This is a genomic window from Roseofilum sp. Guam, from assembly GCF_017746735.1.
GTDB classification, from domain to species: Bacteria; Cyanobacteriota; Cyanobacteriia; order Cyanobacteriales; family Desertifilaceae; genus Roseofilum; species Roseofilum reptotaenium.
This window is the reverse complement of record NZ_JAGHZN010000013.1, coordinates 49,445-69,515: the sequence shown is the minus strand read 5'-3', so window position 1 is coordinate 69,515 and position 20,071 is coordinate 49,445. Positions and strand designations below refer to the sequence as shown.

The window sequence follows — 20,071 nt, the reverse complement described above, 5'->3', positions numbered from 1 at the left end:
CTCCTTTGGGTAATGGGGAATAGGGAATGGAAAATAGGTTAGGTATTGATGGGAGATCCTCCATATACAGGTTCCAAGGAACTGACCGGTTCCGGCTCGATCGCCTCCTCATACAAGGCTAGATCGAACCAAAAGGTTGTACCGACTCCCACTTCACTGACCAATTGTACACAACTATTATGTTTGTCAATAATATTGCGAACAATAGATAATCCAAGTCCCGTTCCTTCCAACGTATGCACCCGGTTTTCCACTCGATAGAACCGGTCAAAAATAGCAGCTTGATCTTCCGTGTCAATGCCGATTCCCGTATCAGATATTTCAATACGGACAACGTTCTGATTGCTCTGAGGACAATAGGCACGAATCATAACTTTACCTTGGGACTCTGTAAATTTAAGAGAATTTCCCACTAGATTCGTGAGGACTTGGAGGAGTAAATCATAATGGCCCCAAATTTTAGGTAAATCGGCTTCAATTTCTTGTCCGAGTTCAATCCCTTTATCTTTGGCATTGAGTTGATACGTGCGTAGGGTTTGCTCAATCAGTTGTCCCACATAAACTGCATCCAAATGATAAGTGCGGCTCGATTCTAGGCGAGATAAATCTAAGACATCATTGACCAACCGGGTGAGGCGATCGGTTTCATGATTGGCGGTTTCCAGAAAATCTCGCCGTTCCACATCACTCAATTCTTCTCCATATTCATAAAGGGTTTCGATAAATCCTTTAATATTAAATAATGGTGTTCTCAGTTCATGGGAAACATTACTAATAAATTGGCTTTTTGCTTCATTGAGTTCTACTTCGCGGGTAATATCTTGAACGGTTATGGCAATCCCTTTCAAGTTGCCAATATTTGCATTTTCTAAATTCGGTTTAATATGATGCTCATACAAGACACATTCTTGGGCTAGGGGGCGTTCTGGAACCACACAAGTGTCATTCGCATCGTGTAAGCAGTCTTGACATAGGGCATTTTCTCCTGTGGCGCGATGGGATAACACGGTCGTGAGTAAAATTCTCACTGTGCGTTTAACGGGTTCGGTTAAGGTGATGCGAAACTCATAGATAGATGCACCATCAGACGGAGAAAATTTCCCTTGGACAATTTCATAGAGAGGACGAGTTAGTTTAACTTGTAGGGGGGGAGGAACATAGCGTAAAACGTTTTTGCCCACCACGGATTCTCCATCCCAATCAAACATGCGGCGAGCATTAGGATTAACTAAAATGATATTGAGATCGGTATCTAATAAGATGGCTCCATCAGCAATGGTAGAGACTAAGGTTTCTAATTTAGCTTTTTCAGCCGTTAATTCTTCAATATTTTGCTCTTCATAACTCTCTAACCGTTCCGCCATATCATTAAAACTACAAATGAGTTCGCCCAATTCTCCGCTTAAGGGTAAATCAATGCGCTGCTTAAAATTACCGGCAGCGATACTTTTAACGCCAGCTAAGAGTTCTTTAATCGGTTGGGTAATGGCGAGAGCATTAAAGACTCCTCCTAAAATGACCATAGACCAAATGGAGACAAAAACGGCTAGGGTAACATCGCGGGTGAGGTTAGAGGAGGTGACAACGGTGGGATTGGGATTAATACCGATCGCCAATACGCCGAGATATTGATTGTCATCGATCAAGGGAACGAAGACATCAGTCACTTCCCCATCGGGGGTTTGATGTTGGCGAACCAGGGGAATTTGTGAGGAAGTGATGTAATTTTCCGGAAGTTGAATTCGACGCTCGATACTCAGGGACGTTTGTACTTCTGAGTCCCAGAAGGGGAGACCAAAAAAGAGTCTACCGTCTCGATCTGCGTAGAGGAGATAGCGAATATTGGAGGTGCTGTTATAAAAGCGTTGGGAAAACCGAGCAACTTCCGTGAGGTTATTTTCTGCAACTAAGGGGGTGACGTTAGAAGCTAACAGGAGTCCCAGGTCTTGACCAAAGCGGGTATCATGGAGGCGAGCATCCAGTTGAATGGTATTGACAGCCCAGAAGGTTAGACTACTCATGATTAGGGATACCGCTAGGGTTGCGGCTGCCATGAGTCGAGTTTGCAGGGTAAATTCTGACCACCAATGGGCGATCGCTCCTTTAATATTTTTCAGTAAAGCCACCATAATACCGATACATTGATCTGAAGACCTACAGTAGACTTCTTGCAGAAGTCAGGCAAAAGGCAATAGGCAATAATCATAAGAATATATGATTACTGCATTACTATTCATTTTCTACCCACTTATACAAGAGGTTTAGTTGTTTGCCGTGTTTATATTATGGGTTACTGGCTCTGTTTTTGCCGCACCCGATGGCCGATATCTCGACGGTAGTATAAACCTTGGAAGTAAATCGAGGCGATCGCCTGATACGCTTTGTCAAAGGCTAGATCGTGGGTTGCTCCCACCCCAGTGACTCCCAAGACTCGGCCGCCACTGGTGACAGGGCGATTATCGTTTAAGCTGGTTCCAGCTTCAAAAACGATCGCACCTTGAGCTTCAGCCACTTCTATGCCAGTAATGGGGAATCCTTGTTCAAAGCTACCGGGATATCCATCAGAAGCCGCAACCACACAAGCGCAAGCGCCAGGCTTCCAGGTAATCTCTTGCTGGGCTAATTTTCCTTGTGCAGTGGCTAAGAGTAGGGTTTCTAGGGGAGTCTCTAACAGGGGAAGAATGGCTTGAATTTCCGGATCGCCAAACCGGCAGTTAAATTCGATCACTTTGGGATCGCCTTCTGGGGTAATCATCAGACCTGCATACAAGACTCCCCGGTAGGTAATCTCCCATTTTTTTAAGGTTTTTATGGTGGGGAGGAGAATCTCTTGGTTAATGCGATCGCTCAATTCTGGGGTCACAACGGGTGCAGGAGCATAGGCTCCCATGCCTCCGGTATTGGGCCCTGTATCCCCTTCACCAATGCGTTTGTGGTCTTGGGCGCTAATCAGGGGACGGATGGTTTCGCCGTCAGTCAGAGCTAGGATAGAGGCTTCTTGACCGGTGAGATATTCTTCAATCACGACTTTTTGACCGGCTGATCCAAATTTACCTGCAAAAGCTTCGGCGATCGCTGCGTTTGCTTCTTCTAAGGTCATGGCCACAGTTACCCCTTTACCAGAAGCGAGACCATCCGCTTTAATCACGATGGGTGCGCCTTGGCTCTGGAGATAGGCACGGGCGGCTGTTTCATCGGTAAACACGGCGGAGGCAGCAGTAGGAATGGATGCTTCACTCATCAGGGCTTTTGCCCAGGCTTTGCTCGCTTCAATTTGTGCCCCGGCTTGGGTGGGGCCAAATACAGTGAGGTTATGGCTTTGCAGGGCATCGGTTATACCGAGGGCAAGGGGAGCTTCTGGGCCGACAATAATTAGATCGATAGCGTGGGTTTTAGCATAATCGGCGATCGCCTGAAATTGATCGATCTTGAGGGGAAGATTTTCACAGCGCTTTAACCGGGCTGTTCCCCCATTACCTGGGATACAGACCACTTGTTGAACTTGGGGAGATTGCAGGAGGGTTTTGGCGATCGCATGTTCTCGCCCTCCACTACCGATGACAATAATTTTCACGTTCTGTTATTTAATCACACTCACCTGCTTAATTTTAATCGGTAATGTGCCTATCTCTCTATTTCCCCATTTCTGAGTAAACTGTCGAGCAAACTCGGTGAAACCCAAAAGCCCGCATTTTGCAACTGTTGGAATGTTATCTCTAAATCAAGCAATCCACGTGAAGCTGCATCTTTGATAATTCCCAAAAGACCGATTATGTTTAATCCACGCTCTCTAGCAATTTTCCGAGCCGCTTTATCATCTAAAATCACCAACTCTGCTCTCAGTTGTTCAGACAATAGAATAGCTTCACGCTCTCCTAAATCGAGGGTTTCTAACCCATGATCTTGAGTTGTTTCAGGAGCCTCAATATTTAACCAATTCGGTGGTCGATCAATCCAAGATTGAACAATAGGTGGAGATTCGGAGGCCGTTAATTCATCAGCTACTGCTTGGGGGATAGTAATGGTTTGGTACAGTATCGACAATATATCAATGCGATCGATCAGCAGCAGATAACAAATTGTAGAAGTATCAGAAACAACAATCACTGACCTCTAAACCTCTCAAGGGTTTGAAGATCTACCTCTAATTCAGCTCGATCGTAATTTAGATAGACCCCCATACGCTTGAGAAAAGCATGAGTCGCCAAGCGCGTTGGTAATTTCAAAATTTGACCAACTTCAGCCGTGCTGATATTACCTAAACGGTAAGACTCTGCAACCATCAGTTCCAAGAGATGATGAGATAAATGTTCTTCATCTTGATCGAGTTGATGGGCAATTTTGTCAGGAATTTCAATAGTGATTTGCATTTTACAAAAGATCAATTATTGAATCGAGTCTACTTGTAGATTGTTAAGGATGACATTAGCACGGGGAGCAAAGCCATCTCCCATATCCCCAGGAAAAACGACAGTAACGCGGAAAGCCTGACCTTGGGATTGACCTAGATGCACCGAACCTAAAAGATTTTGTTCAGAATGATAAAAGTTCATGTTCTTTTTCTCCCAAGGATACGAAAGTGAACCGCTAGATACTCCTTGTTGCCAGCCTTTGCCTGCAAATACTCCCCCATCTCCAGTTACTCCCGCTTCTAACTCCTCTAAGGTTGTGCCTGCGGAGGGAACAAATACATGTACTCTAGCTCGTAAGGGTGCGTCTGTGGGGGAACCAGATACAGATAGACCTTGAAGAAGCTCAAAAGATACTCCGCATCCTTCATGGCTACACGCACTCCTGACACTGATATTGTCAGGGTAATAGGTAAGCACGGGAATTTGGTCTTCTTGATAGAGCTTGAGGGTAATTTCTTGTGGTTCTCCCTCAACAAAAACGGTTTCTGTCTTACGTTCGGGTAAATTGCTCGCTAACGGAGAGTCAACAGAACTGACTGCAACACTCCCTGGGTTCGGTTCTGAGGCTTCTGGAGATGTACAGCCTACAATCAATACTAGCCCTGCCATCCAAAGGCGATCGGTTGCAAATTTCATCCTAATGTTTCTATGTCTGTGTTTTCAACATCTAGGATTATTCTAACGCGATCGCTATGGACACAAACAAGTATTTATTCTAAAACTGGACGGATTTTATTCCACAACCATTCAGGCATAGTATGATGATTTTCATCAACTTGACCGAACTGATTCTGAATTTGCTGGAAATAATCTTCTACAGAGTTCCCCCTATTTTGTAAGGGGATCAAAATTTCATTTTCAAACAGGGTAATCGCCTGATTTCTTACCCCTTGTTGATAAAGCTTGTAAAAATAAAGTTGATTTTCCTCGGGCATTCCTACACATTCCCAAGGTATATAACCTTTTAATCCCAGTAATTCTGACCAGATATGTAAATTTTCTTCCATAACGAAGAGGTCTTTCCCAAAAGCTTTAATTACTTTTTCTCGATCTCCATAAGCACAAAAACCAGCAAATACATAGCAGCATTTCTCACAACGACAACACCAAGGTTTTTGGATGTTACAAGAATTTGTGGCGTAAGCACGTTACCCTAGATCCGGGGTTACTGATGATAAGGCTATGAGCAAAACTGAAGAAATTTTATCCCAATTACCAGGGGATGTGCTGGGAGGGTTGCGAAAGGTGGATGGGCTTTGGTCGAGTTTGCGATCGGGCAAGATTCCTGTCTCCCCAGTCGTTACTGTAGCAGATCGAGAAGGTTCTAGTCCCCATCAACCCCTAGACACGGACGTGGTCATTTGTGGGGGCACATTAGGGATTATGATGGCCTGTGCCTTGCAGTTGCGTGGGATACAGGTAACGGTGGTAGAGCGGGGAATTTTGCGTGGCAGGATACAGGAGTGGAATATTTCCCGTCGGGAGTTAGGGGTTTTGGTAGAGTTGGGGCTACTGACTCCAGAACAGTTAGAGGAGGCGATCGCCACTGAGTATAACCCAGCTCGGGTTAGTTTTCCGGGTGGTGACGATATTTGGGTTAACGATATCCTCAATATTGGTATCGATCCGGTATTTCTGTTGGAGTCTCTCAAGCAGCGTTTTCTAGCAGCGGGAGGAACCCTATTAGAGCAAACACTATTTCAAGGAGCAACCATTTATCCAGATAGAGTTATGGTTAAAGTGGGCGATCTCTATCTTAACGCTCGCTTACTCCTAGATGCCATGGGTCACTTTTCCCCTATTAGCCAACAAGCGCGAGCAGGAGCAAAACCCGATGCCGTTTGTTTAGTCGTTGGTAGCGTCGCTCAAGGATATCCTAAAAGTGACACTGGAGATCTCTTTGTCTCCTTCACTCCTCCTATCAATCACTGTCAATATTTTTGGGAAGCTTTTCCGGCAAAAGATGGTCGCACCACCTATTTATTTACCTACTTAGATGCCCATCCTGACCGATTTAGCCTCGAATTTTTCTATGAGGAATATTTGCGCTTGCTGCCAGAATACCAAAATATTTCCCTCGATAAACTCACCTTTCAACGTGCCCTCTTTGGCTTTTTTCCCTGTTATCAAAACAGTCCCCTTAAATTGCCCTTTGACCGTATTTTACCCATCGGTGATAGTAGCGGCAGCCAGTCCCCCCTCAGTTTTGGTGGTTTTGGAGCCATGATCCGTCACTTAAAGCGTTTAACCTTGGGTATTGAAGAAGCCTTAACCCTCGATACTCTCAAACAGAAAGACTTAACTCTTCTCCAACCCTATCAACCCAGTTTATCGGTCACTTGGCTCTTCCAGCGCTCTATGAGTTTAAAAATGGAAAGTAAAGACTTTCTTGTGCCTCCCAATGACTTACTCAGTGGTGTTTTTGCCATCATGGAAGAAGCAGGTAATGAAGTCTTATATCCCTTTCTCCAAGATGTGGTTCAGTTTCCTGGCTTAACCCAAACCTTACTTCAAACCTGGATTCAGCAACCCATTTCTGTTCTAAAAATAATTCCTCAAGTTGGTTTGTCTACTTTGTTCAATTGGACGCTCCATTATCAGAATTTAGCCAGTTATACTCTCTTAGATTTAATCGGTAAATCCTTAGAACGCTATCTCAAATTTTTGTCTCCAGAGCAATTATACACCTATCATCGTTGGCTTGATAGTTGGCACTACGGCTCAGGACGGGATTATCACAGTTAATAATCAACAAAATTGTAGGATGCGTTGATAATCTCAGTACAGGACAAAAAAGTTGAAAAGGATGCAAGGAGAGGGTTTGATGGAAGTTAGCACAACACTAATCAGACCCTCATGCAATACAGTGACTCCATTCGAGAGCAATGACGATCCCATCTGGGCTGGCATGGAGACAGACTCTCCTTGATCGCCTTGTTCATTATCGTTGTGTTCCGAGCTAAAACCGTGAACCTAGCTGAACTGGCGAGTGTCTGGGGAGGAAGAAGTACCGAAGCGTCAAACTATCCCTCTTCTGTCAAACTGGGAAAATATTTGTCTTGACTGACTTCTAGAACTCTTGCAGTATCGGCGATCGCGACATTTTTTCCTAACAGAAACTAGAAAATCTAGTCATACCCTTTCCCATGAAGCTGAGCTTCATAGGGAAAGGGTATTACAACAGTAGGAGTGAAAAATTTTTTGCCCCTACAGATGTATGTCAATTCGCAATGACTTTTATAATGAATTAGCCGAATATGATATTACTTCATCGTTGAAAGATCTAGGGCATCAAAGGATTGGAAAAATGCGAGCAGTTTACGGGCAATTTTGACCACACCACCGCTAACATTGGATTCAATATTCAGGGGAATCACCGGATCGTGGAGGGACAAACGCAAGAGAAACCATCCATCTTCTTCTGGAGCAGTGCAGGAAACTCGCACGCCTTCATAGTTATTGGGAACTACACTCCAGTTCGGTTGAGCGTTAGCAAAGGTTTGCAAGGCTTCAATCACCTGATTACCATAGGGTTTGAAGTCATCCAGGGCAAGTTTAATACGGAATTCCTGGCTTTCGACAGGTTCTTTGAGGTTAGCGATTAAATCATTGAGCGATCGCCCTTCTAATTTCGCTTTTGCCAATTCGATCGCCAGTTTACTGACTAAGTAAGCTCCATCATCAAGAAAGTAGTTTTCTTTCATTGCTGCATGACCGGAGGTTTCAATAGCTAACCAAGATTCCTGACCTTCTGCGTTTAATCGTTGGGCTTCATTGATCACATTTTTATACCCACGCTTAAACCGATGATGAGTTCCCTTGAGGTCTTTGGTAATGAATTTCGCTAAACCATCAGAGGTAATGGAGTCCGTAACTATAGTCGATCCGGGATGTTCCCGTAACACAATAGCAGAAATGAGGGCAATGAGACGGTTGCGGTTCAGTTCTTTACCCGTGCCATCTACGGCTCCCCCGCGATCTACATCAGTATCAAAGATAATCCCCAAATCCGCTTGATTCTCCGTGACCGCTTTACAGATAGCATCCATTGCTTTGCCATTTTCGGGGTTCGGTACATGGTTAGGGAAATGGCCATCTGGGTCAAGAAATTGACTCCCTGTGGTGTCTGCACCCAAGGGTTGCAAGACTTGACTGACATAAAATCCCCCTGCACCATTACCGGCATCAACGACAATTTTGAGACCTTTCAGGGGTTGTTCAAAATTGGTGGGATGGTTCGTGCCTTCCCGGATTTTTTGCACCAGTTGACCGGCATAAACGCTCATAAAGTCTTTGGAGGTAATGATTCCGGGGGTAGGTGCGGGTGTAAAGTGGGTTTCGGAGGCAATGCTCAGAATCTCACTGATATTTTGTTTTTCTAATCCCCCTTTAGCCGTAAAAAATTTACACCCGTTGCGATTTGAGGGGAGATGGCTAGCTGTCAACATGATTGACCCATCGCACATAAACCCAGGAGTTACTGTACTCATGAATAGGGCAGGGGTCGAAGCCAGTCCGAAATCATACACTGTTGCACCCAGGGCGGCGATCGCTTCCATCATCGCATCGATCAATTCTGGTCCAGAAATACGGCTATCGCGTCCCAACCCTAGAGTTAATTCTGTAATTGGTTTTTCTAAAGTTTGACTGAGCCAAGTGCAAAAACTTTGACCAATTTTACGGCAAACGTCGGGCGTTAAATTAACCGGCTCATCGGGGATCAAGGGAAGTGCCACCCCTCGAATATCCGAGCCATTTTGTAATTTTTTCCAATTGATATCGTTAACCATAGCTAGTAAGCATACATAAAGCTAACTTTCAGAGTACCCTAAGTTTCGCTTTTTTCCTCTAAGCTTAAGATAATTTACCGAATATTGATCCAGTCATTATGAAACCCATATTAATTCTCGATCGGTTATGTCAAGAAGCAAAACTTTTTGCGGAAATTGAGTCTGATCATCATGAATCTTCTCTCTATGGTATCACGGATGGTAAAGCCCTAGGAACCTACTTCGAGCATAAATTTCAAAAGTATCTAGAAATCCATTACACTTTCGATCGAGGCAGTTCAGCTAAAGGTATTGATTTTCCTGGATTAAATGTGGATATGAAAGTAACCAGCTATCGGCAACCCCAATCCTCTTGTCCTTTCAAATCTGCACGTCAAAAAATATATGGGTTGGGATATAACTTACTAATTTTTGTCTATGATAAGACTGATGACTCCAACACCAAGACCGGTCAGCTAAAAATACTACACTCAGTCTTGGTAACCAGAGAAAAGACAGCAGACTACCAAACAACACAGGGAATTCAGAAACTCTTAGAAAATAATGCTAACCTAGATGACTTACTCGCTTTCTTTGCCGAGCGGATGCTTCCTCTCGATGACATTCAAGCGGAACAACTGGCTGAAGAAATTTTGCATCACCCTCCTAATTTAGGCTATTTAACCATTTCCAATGCCTTACAATGGAGACTTCAGTATCGCCGTGTGATTGCTGAAGCGAGTAATATACCAGGAATTATTCGAGTTTTATAAGATGAGAATCAGTCAACATAGAAAAAAGGAATATGGTGATTTTCAAACGCCCTGGGAATTCACTTGTAAAATCTGTGAATTGCTGTATCAGAAGGGAGTTAGACCTAAATCAATTATTGAGCCAACTTGTGGTCAAGGCAATTTTTTCATGGCGGCTATGGAATGGTTTAATTGTGCAGAAATTGGTCTGGGCTATGATATCAACGATCGGTATATCCAACATCTAAAAAATCAAGTGTATAATCAGCCTTATGCCGATCGAATAAAAGTAGTCAAGGCTAATTTTTTTAATATGGACTGGAAAAGGATCACGACTCAATTACCAGAACCTATTTTATTTATTGGCAATCCTCCTTGGGTAACCAATTCTTTTCTGGGAAGTTTGGAGAGTGAAAATATACCGAAAAAAAAGAACAGCGATCAAGACAAGGGCTTAGATGCATTGACCGGTAAAAGTAACTTTGATATTTCTGAATGGATGTGGCGCTATATTCTAGACTCTCTAGAGAAAAAATCAGGTTGGGTTGCCCTACTAACAAAAACAGTTGTTGCCCGTAAAATCATTCAATACGGTCATAAAAGTCAGTTGCCTATTCTACGATCTGAACTTTATCTATGCGACACAAAAAAACATTTTAATGCCACCGTGAATGCGGGTCTACTTCTGTGTTATATCGGCCCGGGAATATCTAGTTATAGCTGTTCGGTTTATCAAGGCATTAAAAATCCCGTTAATCAGTCAAATTTCGGGGTTTATGAAGGACAGTTGATTGCCAATTTAGAATATCTGAAAACATGGAAACATCTTCAAGGACAGAATATTTATCAATGGCGATCGGGGATTAAACACGACTGTTCTAAAATCATGGAACTAACGGGAAAATTCCCCCATCTCAAAAATGGATTAGGGGAAGCTCTTAATCTGGAACGTTTTTATTTGTATCCTCTATTAAAAAGCTCCGATATTGCTCATCAAAAAAAACAAGAGATTTCGCGTTATCTCTTGGTAACTCAAAGCAAAGTCGGAGCTGAAACTGACTCTATTGCTATTCACGCACCGTTGACTTGGCACTATTTAACTGAATATAAAGAGTTGTTCGAGCGGCGAAAAAGCTCAATCTATCGAGGGAAACCTTCCTTTTCTATTTTTGGAGTTGGTGATTACTCCTTTTCGCCTTGGAAAGTAGCGATTTCTGGACTCTATAAAAAAATAAGTTTCTGTCGGATATCAGCCCATGAAGGAAAACCGGTTATGCTTGATGATACTTGTTATTTTATTGCTTGTAAAACTGAATCAGAAGCCGTTCTACTAGAGCAATTATTAAACTCACAGATTGCACAAGAATTTTTTAGTGCATTTATTTTTTGGGATGCGAAACGCCCAATTACTGCCTCCATACTGAACCGTCTGGATTTGTTTAAACTAGCAGATGAATTAGGAAAAGGAGAGGAATTAAGAGGCTATAATCATTGCCCTGATGTTTCATCTATAATTAAGAAATGATGCAAAGATAGGAGAGAGGGAAATGAGTCAAGTTTTTCTGACGTTAGGATCGTTATTCGCAGCGATCGCCGTTGCTGCCGGCGCTTTTGCCTCCCATGCACTTAAAGATCAACTAAGCGATCGCTCCTTGGAAATCTTTGAAACCGCCAGCAAGTACCAAATGTATCACGCCCTCGGCATTATCCTGGTTGCCCTATTGCTGAGTTTTATTCCTTCTGGAAATACTTGGATGGTGACAGCCGGATGGGCATTTGTCGCTGGAATTCTCTTGTTTTCCGGTAGCTTATATGCCCTCAGTGTCACTGGAGTTAAAATTCTTGGAGCCATTACCCCCTTGGGTGGTGTAGCATTTTTAATCGGTTGGGGCTGTTTAGCCCTGTCTGCATGGATGAAAACGGCTGTTTAAACTCAAGATTAATTACTTAAACGTTACCGACACTTCCCCCAAACCCTCATATCGCGCTCGAATTATCATGGCCTCTTTTACCGGAGTTAAGGGGGTAATGGTTCCTAAAGATAACAAATCTCCCGGTTTTAAATCAATTCCAGCAGCTCTCAAATCTTCTTTTAGCCATAATACGGCTTGCAAGGGATGCCCTAATAAAGCGCTACTGCTCCCCTCCGATAACGTCTCTCCTTTGCCATTTTCCATGACTACCGCAATGGAGCCTAACCGCTTTTCCCATTCGGGAGTCCCTTCGAGTGCTACCGGTTCCCCCAAAACCCCTAACCTGGCTCCGGTATTGATAGCGACTAAGGCGGGGCCATTTAAGGGTATGGTGCGATCGTACATCAGATCGGGCAATTCAATAAAGGGAATGACAGCATCTAAACTCTCTAATACCTCTTGGGGAGTTTTCGCTTGATTGATCTTCGCATCTCCCACGCGCACCATCAAATCCGCTTCAAATACGCCACGAGCGCCAAAGTTGACTGGAACAGTTGCACCACTCGAGAGTAACATTTCTTTTAATAAAGTTCCCCGCAGAGGATGGGAAACCCCGAAGCGCTCCTGAGCCACAGGACTGGTTAAAGCGGCTTTATAGCCGACAATGGGCCCAAGTTGGGGAATGAGGGCTTGTACAAATTGTTGCTGAAATTGAGCAGCTTGTTCTAGAGTGCCATTGGGAGCGATCGCCGAAACTGGAGTATGATTCATATAATCTCTTACCAAGCGCTCTACAGAACTCGGCATCGAACGCACTTCAGCCCAGACACTGCCGGTCAAAAGGATGCTCCCAGAAAGTCCTGCTACTAATGCTTTCCTCGATCTCCACACCATTATCATCTTGTCCTGTTCAAAAATGAATTAATCAAGGTGACCTTATTATAATCCAGAAAATAAGGATAATTCCCAAAGGCTCAAAGCGGCTGTTCCTGCTGTTTTTTCTCGGAACTTTTTCATCAATCTATTCTGTTGATCGGCAGAAAAATGACGTTTCCAATCTCCAATTTTACCTTTACGGATAAAAGGAGTAAGTGTGTCCGGACGTTCACTAGACCAACGACTTTGATCTTTACTCATTTGACTAAAGCTGGCATGGTAAATTATAGCCTCTAAGGTTTGTTCTTGTTCAACTATCTTCCGATAATCAGGGCTAATAAAATCAGCCATCTTAATCACTGCCAATCGGGTATCTTCTTGAATGGATTCATAGGTGAGGAAAAGAAGGTTTTCTTCATCTTTACGATCGACCCAGGACAGCAAATGAGCGAAATAGTCTCCCCAGTCCACTTCTCCCTTCATAAAACACTCAAAAAAGCTATCAAATGTACCTTCAGCAAAATTATAATGTTTGATAAATCCTTGGGTATGGTAATAAAAAGAGACCACACAATCAAAGGGATTACGAGCAATATAAATGTATTTTGCTTCAGGATGGTGGGGAGTTAGATCGTAGGGAAAATGCGTTTTAATAAATCGGGGTTGAGGAGAATTTTTGACAAAATCTGCACCAAATTCTTCAAGGTGAGGAACTTCTCGATTAATTTGTTTGCCCACTGGGAAGGGTTGACCTTGATGACTTAACATCCATAGTATGTTCTGTACCCAAGTAGTACCACATTTGGGATAGGTAACAATAAAAGTATCCCCTTTTTGGGCTTTATAATTTAGGGCTGAATCAAAATTTTCGGGAGGGAATCCCATCGGTAAGCGAAAATTACGATGTAGGGTATAGCTTGGTTTTAAATTAGGAATCATAAGAGTTAGTTTATTAACAGAGTCAATGATTGAGAGAGTAAGTTGACAATAACATCTATTTCATTTACAATATTTCTCCATCTCTTCTGTCAGTAACACTTCTGGGTATAATCAACATGGTTTTAGTGCAAAAAGCATATCAAGATTTTTCTGACTATTCAAGGCAATCTTATAACAATTGGCAACAGCTTTTACAAAAGCAGTTAGTTAATATTGAAGGGAGAGCAACCTGCTATTTTATGGAAGGATTAAAGAGTATCTTACCTTTAATTCAAGATATTCCTAATATTACAGTATTATCTGACTTTTTGTACCAGTCTATTGGCTGGCAACTCTGGCCAGTTCAAGGACTCTTAGAACCTGGTATATTTTTTTATTTATTATCCCATCAATATTTCCCTGTAGCAACAGTTGTGCGATCGCAAACGGATTTTACTTATTCTCCAGTCCCCGATCTGTGGCATGATATTTTTGGGCATATTCCTTTACTGTTTTTCCCTCCTTATTCTAATTTAATACAAAAAACAAGTCAAAAATACTTAGATTACCCCAAATTCAAATCAGCTATCGGCAGTTTATTCTGGTATACAGTAGAGGCAGGAGTATGCAATGAAAATGGCGATCGCCGAGTGTATGGAGCTAGTCAGCTCTCTAGTATTGAAGAAATTGGCTATGCGGTAAGTCATCATCCTGTTGTTATCCCCTTTGACTTAGGTCAAGTCCTCAATTCTCCTGTACAAATTGATAAATTACAAGATTATATTTTTGAAATTCCTTCCTTAGACTACCTTAATAGCATTCCCGATCGACTCGATCAATACTTATCTTACCAATAGTTGTCCCTTAATTCCACTCTAGCGATCGGATGACTGCTTTTGATACGTTATAAAGTTACGACAACACTTACTCTGGTCAATCTCAAGACCTACCTCTTGGAATAATGATGGATAGAGAGTTTGCTTAAAAAATAGCATTGTTAACTCTTCTTGAGCTAATAGTTGTCCATCTTTCTCAAAAGAATAACATTTTTTATGAAGACGGTACTCTGGGTTATCTTCTATGGGTTCAATAACTTGGGAATACGTGATTCCTCCAGGCAACTTTTTAGCGAAGTTAACTCCCGGTTTTTGTCGATTCAGTAATATCAATCCGCCTTCTCGCAGATGATGAACAATATTGTGTAACCCTTGCAGATTCTGTTCATAATCAGATAAATGACTGGCTAGTTCTAATCGATCGCCCCAATCTAGAAATACCCATACTCCCCCATTAGAAAGCATGGCATCAAACGTCCTATTTAGCTCCATAGTCAGGGCATTCGCCTCTCTCAAATCAACCCGATCGCCTAGACGATTCTGGGCCAGCTTCAGCATAGATGTAGTAATATCAATACCTGTAAACTGACAGGTTTCGTCTAGGGCAATATACTCTTCTGCTAGTAGCCCTGTCCCAACACCTAACTCAAGAATTTGACAACCTCTACCAAGAACTGAATAAGCCTCCTCAGCCAGGCTAGTATAATCGTAATAACCAGAATTCATTAACAGATCATAATAGTTTGTAATTCCTGTATATTGGTTGTTCATTGATCAATCATCCTCATCCTTTCAGCCCAGATACTTTCTGTAGAGAGAATACCACAAGAGCAGCTCCTCACTCCCCATTCCCTATTCCCCATTCCCTAGTGCCCAGCGCTATGATGAAGATTATTTCAACAAGTGTGAATTATGTTTTCTGGCGATCGCACCCCACCTTGGCAAAACCCCTTACCTACCATGTACGATCTACCTAGTGAAAACCCGGAGGAACCCGGTTTGCCCGACGAATTCCATGACCTTCAACCCCACCTCTTAAGCCTCACGTGCAAACCCGCCGAATACTGGCCCGATCAATGCTTCACTGCCACCGATCTAAACTTGTACTATGACTCCCGCCATACCAACTGGTACAAACGTCCAGATTGGTTTTTAGTTCTAGATAATGCTCCCTCCGCCGACCAAGAAACGCTACGTTGGAGTTACGTCATCTGGCAAGAAGGAGTCATTCCCTACCTTGTTGTCGAACTGCTCTCTCCGGGAACCGAAGCAGAAGACTTAGGACGCACCCAGCGCAAAAGTGGCGAACCTCCCACCAAATGGCAAGTTTACGAACAAATCTTGCATATTCCCTATTATGTGGTTTATGACCGCTATCAAAACCGGTTGCGGGCATTTCGCTTACAAGGCGCTCGCTACCAAGAACAACTCCTTCCCGATCGCCGTATCTGGTTTAATGAGTTAGACCTAGGCTTAGGCCTATGGCAAGGTATCTATGACTATAGAGAAGGACTCTGGCTCCGGTGGTATGATGCCCAAGGAAACTGGATTCCCACTCCTAGTGAGCAGCTCCAAGAGAGGGATGAGGAGCTAGAACAACAACGCCAACGCGCTCAAGATGCTGAACAGGAGCTAGAGCAACAACGCCAACGCGCTCAAGACGCTGAACAGAAAGCCGAGCAACTTGCAGCCTATATCAAGTCTCTAGGACTCAACCCAGAAGACATCAACCCTCCAGATTAAGGATCGATAATAGATGCTGTTGTATAAGTGGGCAGAAAATAAATAGCAATGGAGTAATGCCTATTCCCTGACTTCTCGAAGAAGTCTAATGATCGAGCACGATGTGGCACAATAAATGGGAAGCGAAAGAATAGGGTAGAGTTCAGAACATGACCAAGTTCGTATTTGTCACAGGGGGTGTAGTTTCCAGTATTGGTAAAGGAATTCTCGCCGCCAGTTTAGGACGACTGCTCAAATCACGGGATTATTCTGTTTCTATCCTCAAACTTGATCCCTATATTAATGTAGACCCCGGCACGATGAGTCCTTTTCAGCATGGGGAAGTCTTCGTTACCGAAGATGGAGCAGAAACTGACCTAGATTTGGGACACTACGAGCGCTTTACCGATACCTCCATGTCTCGCCTCAATAGTGTTACCCAAGGCTCTATCTATCAAGCTGTGATTAATAAAGAGCGTCGGGGAGACTACCACGGGGGAACGGTACAAGTAATTCCCCACATTACCCATGAAATTAAAGAACGCATTCATCGTGTTGCTCGCAACTCTACCCCAGATGTGCTGATTACCGAAATTGGTGGAACAGTTGGTGATATTGAATCTCAACCCTTCTTAGAAGCGATTCGCCAATTCCGCAAAGATGTAGGGCGCAATCAGGTGCTCTATATCCATGTTACCCTCGTACCTTGGATTCCTTCGGCGGGAGAAATGAAGACGAAACCCACCCAGCACTCAGTGAAGGAATTGCGCTCGATTGGCATTCAACCTGATATTTTAGTCTGTCGGTGCGATCGCCCCCTACCCGACTCCCTAAAATCCAAAGTCTCTGAATTCTGTGATGTTCCCGTCGGATGTGTGATTCCCGCTCAAGATGTTAGTACCATCTACGAAGTACCCTTGAGAATGGAAGAAGAAGGATTAGCCACCCAAGTCATTGACTTATTGCGTTTAGAGCAACGTCCTCCCCAACTCCAGAAATGGCAAAGCCTCGTCGAGTGTCTCTCTAATTCTACTCGCTCCCTGGAAGTTGCGATCGTCGGTAAATATGTCCGCCTCACCGATGCCTATCTTTCCGTCATTGAAGCCCTACGCCACGCCGCCATCACCATTAACTCCCATGTTAATATTCACTGGGTCAACTCTGAAGACTTAGAAAAAGACGGAGCCGAAACCCATCTCCAAGGTATCCATGGCTTAGTTGTTCCTGGAGGCTTTGGCATTCGCGGTGTAGATGGCAAAATTAAAGCCGTTGAATATGCCCGTTTCCATCAAATTCCCTTTCTGGGATTATGTTTAGGAATGCAATGTTCCGTCATTGAGTGGGCGAGAAATATCGCCCAATTAAACCCTGCCCATAGTGCCGAATTTGAACCCCAAACGCCTAACCCCGTCATTAACCTATTACCCGAACAAGAAGATGTGGTGGACTTAGGCGGAACCATGCGTTTAGGACTGTATCCTTGCCGCATATTGCCCAATACCTTAGCTGCCCAACTCTATGAAAAAGAAGTGATTTATGAACGCCATCGACATCGCTATGAATTTAATAATGCCTATCGCAACCTTTTCTTGGAAACGGGATATGTGATCAGTGGAACTTCTCCCGATGGACGGTTAGTGGAAATTATTGAATATCCCCAACATCCGTTCTTTATTTCTTGTCAATTTCATCCTGAATTTCACTCTCGTCCTAGCCATCCCCATCCCCTATTTCAAGGGTTTATCAAAGCTGCCCAAGACTATACAGGAGAACCTTTGGGAACTTCAGAAATACAGGAAGATTTTACTCCTAAAACTCCACTTCCAGCCAATTTAGTATAAGCACGATCTGGAGGCAAACTGGTGGCATTCTGGGCTAAAATTCCATTTGAACGTCAAATCTATGTGATCGATTTAGACCGCATAGATACGTTTATTTGTGCCACAAATGGTAAAATTTCCTTTTGGTTACCCGATAGTCAAACGCCCATTGTCCTGACTCCCCAAGGGGAATTGGAAAGTTACTTGAAAGTTCAAAAGTATATTCATAACTGTTTAGAGAATCGGAAGGATAGAAATTGGCTCAAGTTCCACTATGAGCGCAATGACTATTTTATCAATTTGATTCAGATCAGTTTATTTGCTTATCATCCAGGGAATAAAAAGTTGACCTTTTGGTTGCCCAATAGTCAGACAGAAATTGTCCTCAATCCGAAATTTCATGAGCAAGCCTATCATGAAGTCATTGAGTATATTCGACAACAAACTCATTATTCTTTGGATGATGAATAAGCAATATAGCGCTTCGCGCTAGGCTTGCTTTGCAATAGCTTGTATGGCTTAGGTTCTAAGGCTTCAAGCTGTACCTCATAGAAATATAGACCTCTTGACATCAGTGAGCAGGAAATAAATAGTAATTCAGTCATCCTGTCTTCTTATGGTTATTCCTTCTAAAAAAAAGGTCTCTCAAACCTTAAGATACTCAAGTGGAAGAGAAAATTTTTTTCTCCCCTACAGCATTTTTCTTCTGTTGAGAGAGGTTCTTTATCTTTTCTTAAATTTTAATCCGACCAGACTAGGTTATTATAGTATGCTAAAAACTGTTTCAGCATAGATCGAGAAATTATGGTAAATTTAACCCATCATCAAATTGTAATTGTTGGCGGAGGTTCCGCAGGAATTACAGTAGCAGCCCAGCTCTTAAATGCAAACTCTAATTTAGATGTGGCGATTATTGAACCGTCAGAAAAGCATTATTATCAACCGGCTTGGACATTAGTCGGTGGTGGAGCATTTGCCGCAGAAGATACGGTCAAACCCGAAAAAGAATGTATTCCAGAAAAAGCAACTTGGATTAAAGCCTATTGTCAGGAATTTCAGCCCGATCAAAATCAAGTGGTTACCCAGGATGGAAGTGTGGTTTCTTATGATTATTTGGTGGCTTGTCCTGGGCTACAAATCCATTGGGATTGGGTGGAAGGGCTACCCGAAACATTAGGGAAAAATGGGGTTTGTAGTAATTATGCCTTTGAGCAAGCCCCCAAAACTTGGGAAATGATTCGCAATTTCAAGGGCGGTACCGCGATTTTTACTTATCCAGGTACGGCGATTAAATGCCCCGGTGCCCCCCAAAAGATTATGTATTTAGCCGATGAAGCGTTCCGGAAAAATGGGCTTCGCGATCGCTCTAAGATTATGTATTGCACGGCAACCGGTGGGATTTTTGGCGTTCCTGCCTATGCCAAACCGTTGATGGAAATTGTTAAGCGCAAAGATATTGAGATGCGGGTTAAATATAACCTGAAAGCTATTAAAACCGATCCCAAAGAGGCCATTTTTGAGGTGACGACAGATGAGGGTGTGGAGTCGGTGAGTATTCCTTTCGATCTCCTGCATGTCAGTCCACCAATGAGCGCTCCAGATTTTGTCAAGAATAGTCCTTTAGCGGGTACAGAAGGAGCAGCTAAAGGTTGGATCGATGTGAATAAGTTTACCCTCCAGCATAATCGCTATCCTAATGTGTTTGGCCTCGGTGATGCCTCGTCTCTGCCTACGTCCAAAACAGCGGCGGCTGTGCGTTCAGAAGCACCTGTACTGGTGCAAAATTTGTTGGCTCTGATGGAGTCTAAATCCCTGAATAATCAGTATGATGGTTATGCGTGTTGCCCCTTAGTGACGGGATATGGCAAGGTGATCTTCGCCGAGTTTGATTATGATAAAAATCCAAGTCCTACATTTCCCCTCGAACCAACGGAGGAACGCTATAGCATGTGGTTGCTTAAGCGCTACGGTTTGCCGTTCCTGTACTGGAATCGTATGCTCAAAGGTAAGAATTTTGAGCGATCGCTGCTAAAAAAATAGGTTATAACCACAC

Annotated in this window: 19 protein-coding genes and 1 pseudogene; 10 read left to right on the top strand and 10 right to left on the bottom strand. The window is 43.2% G+C overall.

Annotation, left to right across the window (positions count from 1 at the left end; genetic code table 11):
• Positions 1-38: 38 nt before the first annotated feature.
• The 6 genes from J7529_RS06580 to J7529_RS06555 form a co-directional block, all read right to left on the bottom strand.
• Positions 39-2,129 carry an ATP-binding protein gene (locus J7529_RS06580; protein ID WP_271939906.1) on the bottom strand — a complete coding sequence of 697 codons (2,091 nt, stop codon included), beginning with the start codon at positions 2,127-2,129 and terminating at the stop codon, positions 39-41.
• 161 nt (positions 2,130-2,290) lie between these two features.
• The gene (purD, locus tag J7529_RS06575; protein ID WP_271939907.1) at positions 2,291-3,574 is read right to left on the bottom strand and encodes a phosphoribosylamine--glycine ligase; all 1,284 of its coding nucleotides are present in this window, start codon (positions 3,572-3,574) and stop codon (positions 2,291-2,293) included.
• A gap of 50 nt (positions 3,575-3,624) precedes the next feature.
• Positions 3,625-4,107 carry a DUF3368 domain-containing protein gene (locus J7529_RS06570; RefSeq protein ID WP_318728327.1) on the bottom strand — a complete coding sequence of 161 codons (483 nt, stop codon included), beginning with the start codon at positions 4,105-4,107 and terminating at the stop codon, positions 3,625-3,627.
• Positions 4,104-4,370 carry a UPF0175 family protein gene (locus J7529_RS06565; protein ID WP_271939909.1) on the bottom strand — a complete coding sequence of 89 codons (267 nt, stop codon included), beginning with the start codon at positions 4,368-4,370 and terminating at the stop codon, positions 4,104-4,106. Before J7529_RS06565 ends, J7529_RS06570 begins: the two co-directional genes overlap by 4 nt.
• A gap of 15 nt (positions 4,371-4,385) precedes the next feature.
• Positions 4,386-5,048, bottom strand: coding sequence for a hypothetical protein (locus J7529_RS06560; protein WP_271939910.1), 663 nt, complete (start codon positions 5,046-5,048; stop codon positions 4,386-4,388).
• A gap of 74 nt (positions 5,049-5,122) precedes the next feature.
• A complete protein-coding gene (locus tag J7529_RS06555) occupies positions 5,123-5,419 on the bottom strand; it encodes a hypothetical protein (protein ID WP_318728326.1) in 297 nt (98 codons plus the stop codon).
• Positions 5,420-5,594: 175 nt separating this feature from the next.
• Here J7529_RS06555 and J7529_RS06550 point away from each other — a divergent pair, with 175 nt between their 5' ends.
• The gene (locus J7529_RS06550; RefSeq protein ID WP_318728325.1) at positions 5,595-7,157 is read left to right on the top strand and encodes an FAD-binding oxidoreductase; all 1,563 of its coding nucleotides are present in this window, start codon (positions 5,595-5,597) and stop codon (positions 7,155-7,157) included.
• 153 nt (positions 7,158-7,310) lie between these two features.
• Positions 7,311-7,439, top strand: a pseudogene (locus J7529_RS06545) (IS4 family transposase); the annotation flags it as partial.
• Between the two features lie 236 nt (positions 7,440-7,675).
• On the opposite strand, the gene J7529_RS06540 reads toward J7529_RS06545, so the two are convergent.
• Complete coding sequence (locus tag J7529_RS06540; protein ID WP_318728324.1) at positions 7,676-9,202, bottom strand: phosphomannomutase/phosphoglucomutase; 1,527 nt, start codon at positions 9,200-9,202, stop codon at positions 7,676-7,678.
• Positions 9,203-9,300: 98 nt separating this feature from the next.
• Here J7529_RS06540 and J7529_RS06535 point away from each other — a divergent pair, with 98 nt between their 5' ends.
• Genes J7529_RS06535 through J7529_RS06525 form a run of 3 tightly spaced genes read left to right on the top strand, consistent with a single transcriptional unit; the run spans position 9,301 to position 11,864 of the window.
• Positions 9,301-9,954 (top strand): hypothetical protein, encoded by a 654-nt coding sequence (locus J7529_RS06535; RefSeq protein ID WP_318728323.1) that lies wholly within the window; start codon positions 9,301-9,303, stop codon positions 9,952-9,954.
• A 1-nt stretch (position 9,955) separates the two neighbouring features.
• Entirely contained in the window at positions 9,956-11,458 is a 1,503-nt protein-coding gene (locus tag J7529_RS06530; protein ID WP_318728322.1) for a hypothetical protein, read from the top strand.
• Positions 11,459-11,480: 22 nt separating this feature from the next.
• Complete coding sequence (locus J7529_RS06525) at positions 11,481-11,864, top strand: DUF423 domain-containing protein (protein WP_318728321.1); 384 nt, start codon at positions 11,481-11,483, stop codon at positions 11,862-11,864.
• A gap of 12 nt (positions 11,865-11,876) precedes the next feature.
• Here the strand turns inward: J7529_RS06525 and J7529_RS06520 are convergent, their stop codons facing one another.
• On the bottom strand, positions 11,877-12,686 hold the full coding sequence (locus tag J7529_RS06520; protein WP_318728320.1) for a hypothetical protein: 810 nt from the start codon (positions 12,684-12,686) through the stop codon (positions 11,877-11,879).
• A 99-nt stretch (positions 12,687-12,785) separates the two neighbouring features.
• A complete protein-coding gene (locus J7529_RS06515; protein WP_318728319.1) occupies positions 12,786-13,661 on the bottom strand; it encodes a sulfotransferase domain-containing protein in 876 nt (291 codons plus the stop codon).
• Positions 13,662-13,777: 116 nt separating this feature from the next.
• Here J7529_RS06515 and J7529_RS06510 point away from each other — a divergent pair, with 116 nt between their 5' ends.
• Entirely contained in the window at positions 13,778-14,497 is a 720-nt protein-coding gene (locus J7529_RS06510) for a hypothetical protein (protein WP_318728318.1), read from the top strand.
• Between the two features lie 18 nt (positions 14,498-14,515).
• Here J7529_RS06510 and J7529_RS06505 read toward each other — a convergent pair whose 3' ends face one another.
• Positions 14,516-15,247 carry a class I SAM-dependent methyltransferase gene (locus tag J7529_RS06505; RefSeq protein WP_318728317.1) on the bottom strand — a complete coding sequence of 244 codons (732 nt, stop codon included), beginning with the start codon at positions 15,245-15,247 and terminating at the stop codon, positions 14,516-14,518.
• A 141-nt stretch (positions 15,248-15,388) separates the two neighbouring features.
• Between J7529_RS06505 and J7529_RS06500 the strand changes: the two genes are divergently transcribed.
• The 4 genes from J7529_RS06500 (at position 15,389) to J7529_RS06485 (ending at position 20,058) form a co-directional block, all read left to right on the top strand.
• Positions 15,389-16,219 carry a Uma2 family endonuclease gene (locus J7529_RS06500; protein WP_318728316.1) on the top strand — a complete coding sequence of 277 codons (831 nt, stop codon included), beginning with the start codon at positions 15,389-15,391 and terminating at the stop codon, positions 16,217-16,219.
• A 149-nt stretch (positions 16,220-16,368) separates the two neighbouring features.
• Positions 16,369-18,039 carry a CTP synthase gene (locus J7529_RS06495; protein ID WP_318728315.1) on the top strand — a complete coding sequence of 557 codons (1,671 nt, stop codon included), beginning with the start codon at positions 16,369-16,371 and terminating at the stop codon, positions 18,037-18,039.
• A 21-nt stretch (positions 18,040-18,060) separates the two neighbouring features.
• On the top strand, positions 18,061-18,489 hold the full coding sequence (locus J7529_RS06490) for a hypothetical protein (RefSeq protein WP_271939920.1): 429 nt from the start codon (positions 18,061-18,063) through the stop codon (positions 18,487-18,489).
• 333 nt (positions 18,490-18,822) lie between these two features.
• Positions 18,823-20,058: an FAD/NAD(P)-binding oxidoreductase gene (locus J7529_RS06485; RefSeq protein WP_318728314.1), complete on the top strand. Its 1,236-nt coding sequence runs from the start codon at positions 18,823-18,825 to the stop codon at positions 20,056-20,058.
• Positions 20,059-20,071: the final 13 nt, after the last annotated feature.

Bases quoted from the DNA above. Each gene is read 5' to 3' on its own strand.
- J7529_RS06580 (WP_271939906.1), bottom strand. From the start codon at position 2,129: ATGGTGGCTTTACTGAAAAATATTAAAGGAGCGATCGCCCATTGGTGG.
- J7529_RS06565 (WP_271939909.1), bottom strand. From the start codon at position 4,370: ATGCAAATCACTATTGAAATTCCTGACAAAATTGCCCATCAACTCGAT.
- J7529_RS06560 (WP_271939910.1), bottom strand. From the start codon at position 5,048: ATGAAATTTGCAACCGATCGCCTTTGGATGGCAGGGCTAGTATTGATT.
- J7529_RS06555 (WP_318728326.1), bottom strand. From the start codon at position 5,419: ATGGAAGAAAATTTACATATCTGGTCAGAATTACTGGGATTAAAAGGT.
- J7529_RS06550 (WP_318728325.1), top strand. From the start codon at position 5,595: ATGAGCAAAACTGAAGAAATTTTATCCCAATTACCAGGGGATGTGCTG.
- J7529_RS06540 (WP_318728324.1), bottom strand. From the start codon at position 9,202: ATGGTTAACGATATCAATTGGAAAAAATTACAAAATGGCTCGGATATT.
- J7529_RS06535 (WP_318728323.1), top strand. From the start codon at position 9,301: ATGAAACCCATATTAATTCTCGATCGGTTATGTCAAGAAGCAAAACTT.
- J7529_RS06530 (WP_318728322.1), top strand. From the start codon at position 9,956: ATGAGAATCAGTCAACATAGAAAAAAGGAATATGGTGATTTTCAAACG.
- J7529_RS06525 (WP_318728321.1), top strand. From the start codon at position 11,481: ATGAGTCAAGTTTTTCTGACGTTAGGATCGTTATTCGCAGCGATCGCC.
- J7529_RS06515 (WP_318728319.1), bottom strand. From the start codon at position 13,661: ATGATTCCTAATTTAAAACCAAGCTATACCCTACATCGTAATTTTCGC.
- J7529_RS06510 (WP_318728318.1), top strand. From the start codon at position 13,778: ATGGTTTTAGTGCAAAAAGCATATCAAGATTTTTCTGACTATTCAAGG.
- J7529_RS06505 (WP_318728317.1), bottom strand. From the start codon at position 15,247: ATGAACAACCAATATACAGGAATTACAAACTATTATGATCTGTTAATG.
- J7529_RS06500 (WP_318728316.1), top strand. From the start codon at position 15,389: ATGTTTTCTGGCGATCGCACCCCACCTTGGCAAAACCCCTTACCTACC.
- J7529_RS06495 (WP_318728315.1), top strand. From the start codon at position 16,369: ATGACCAAGTTCGTATTTGTCACAGGGGGTGTAGTTTCCAGTATTGGT.
- J7529_RS06485 (WP_318728314.1), top strand. From the start codon at position 18,823: ATGGTAAATTTAACCCATCATCAAATTGTAATTGTTGGCGGAGGTTCC.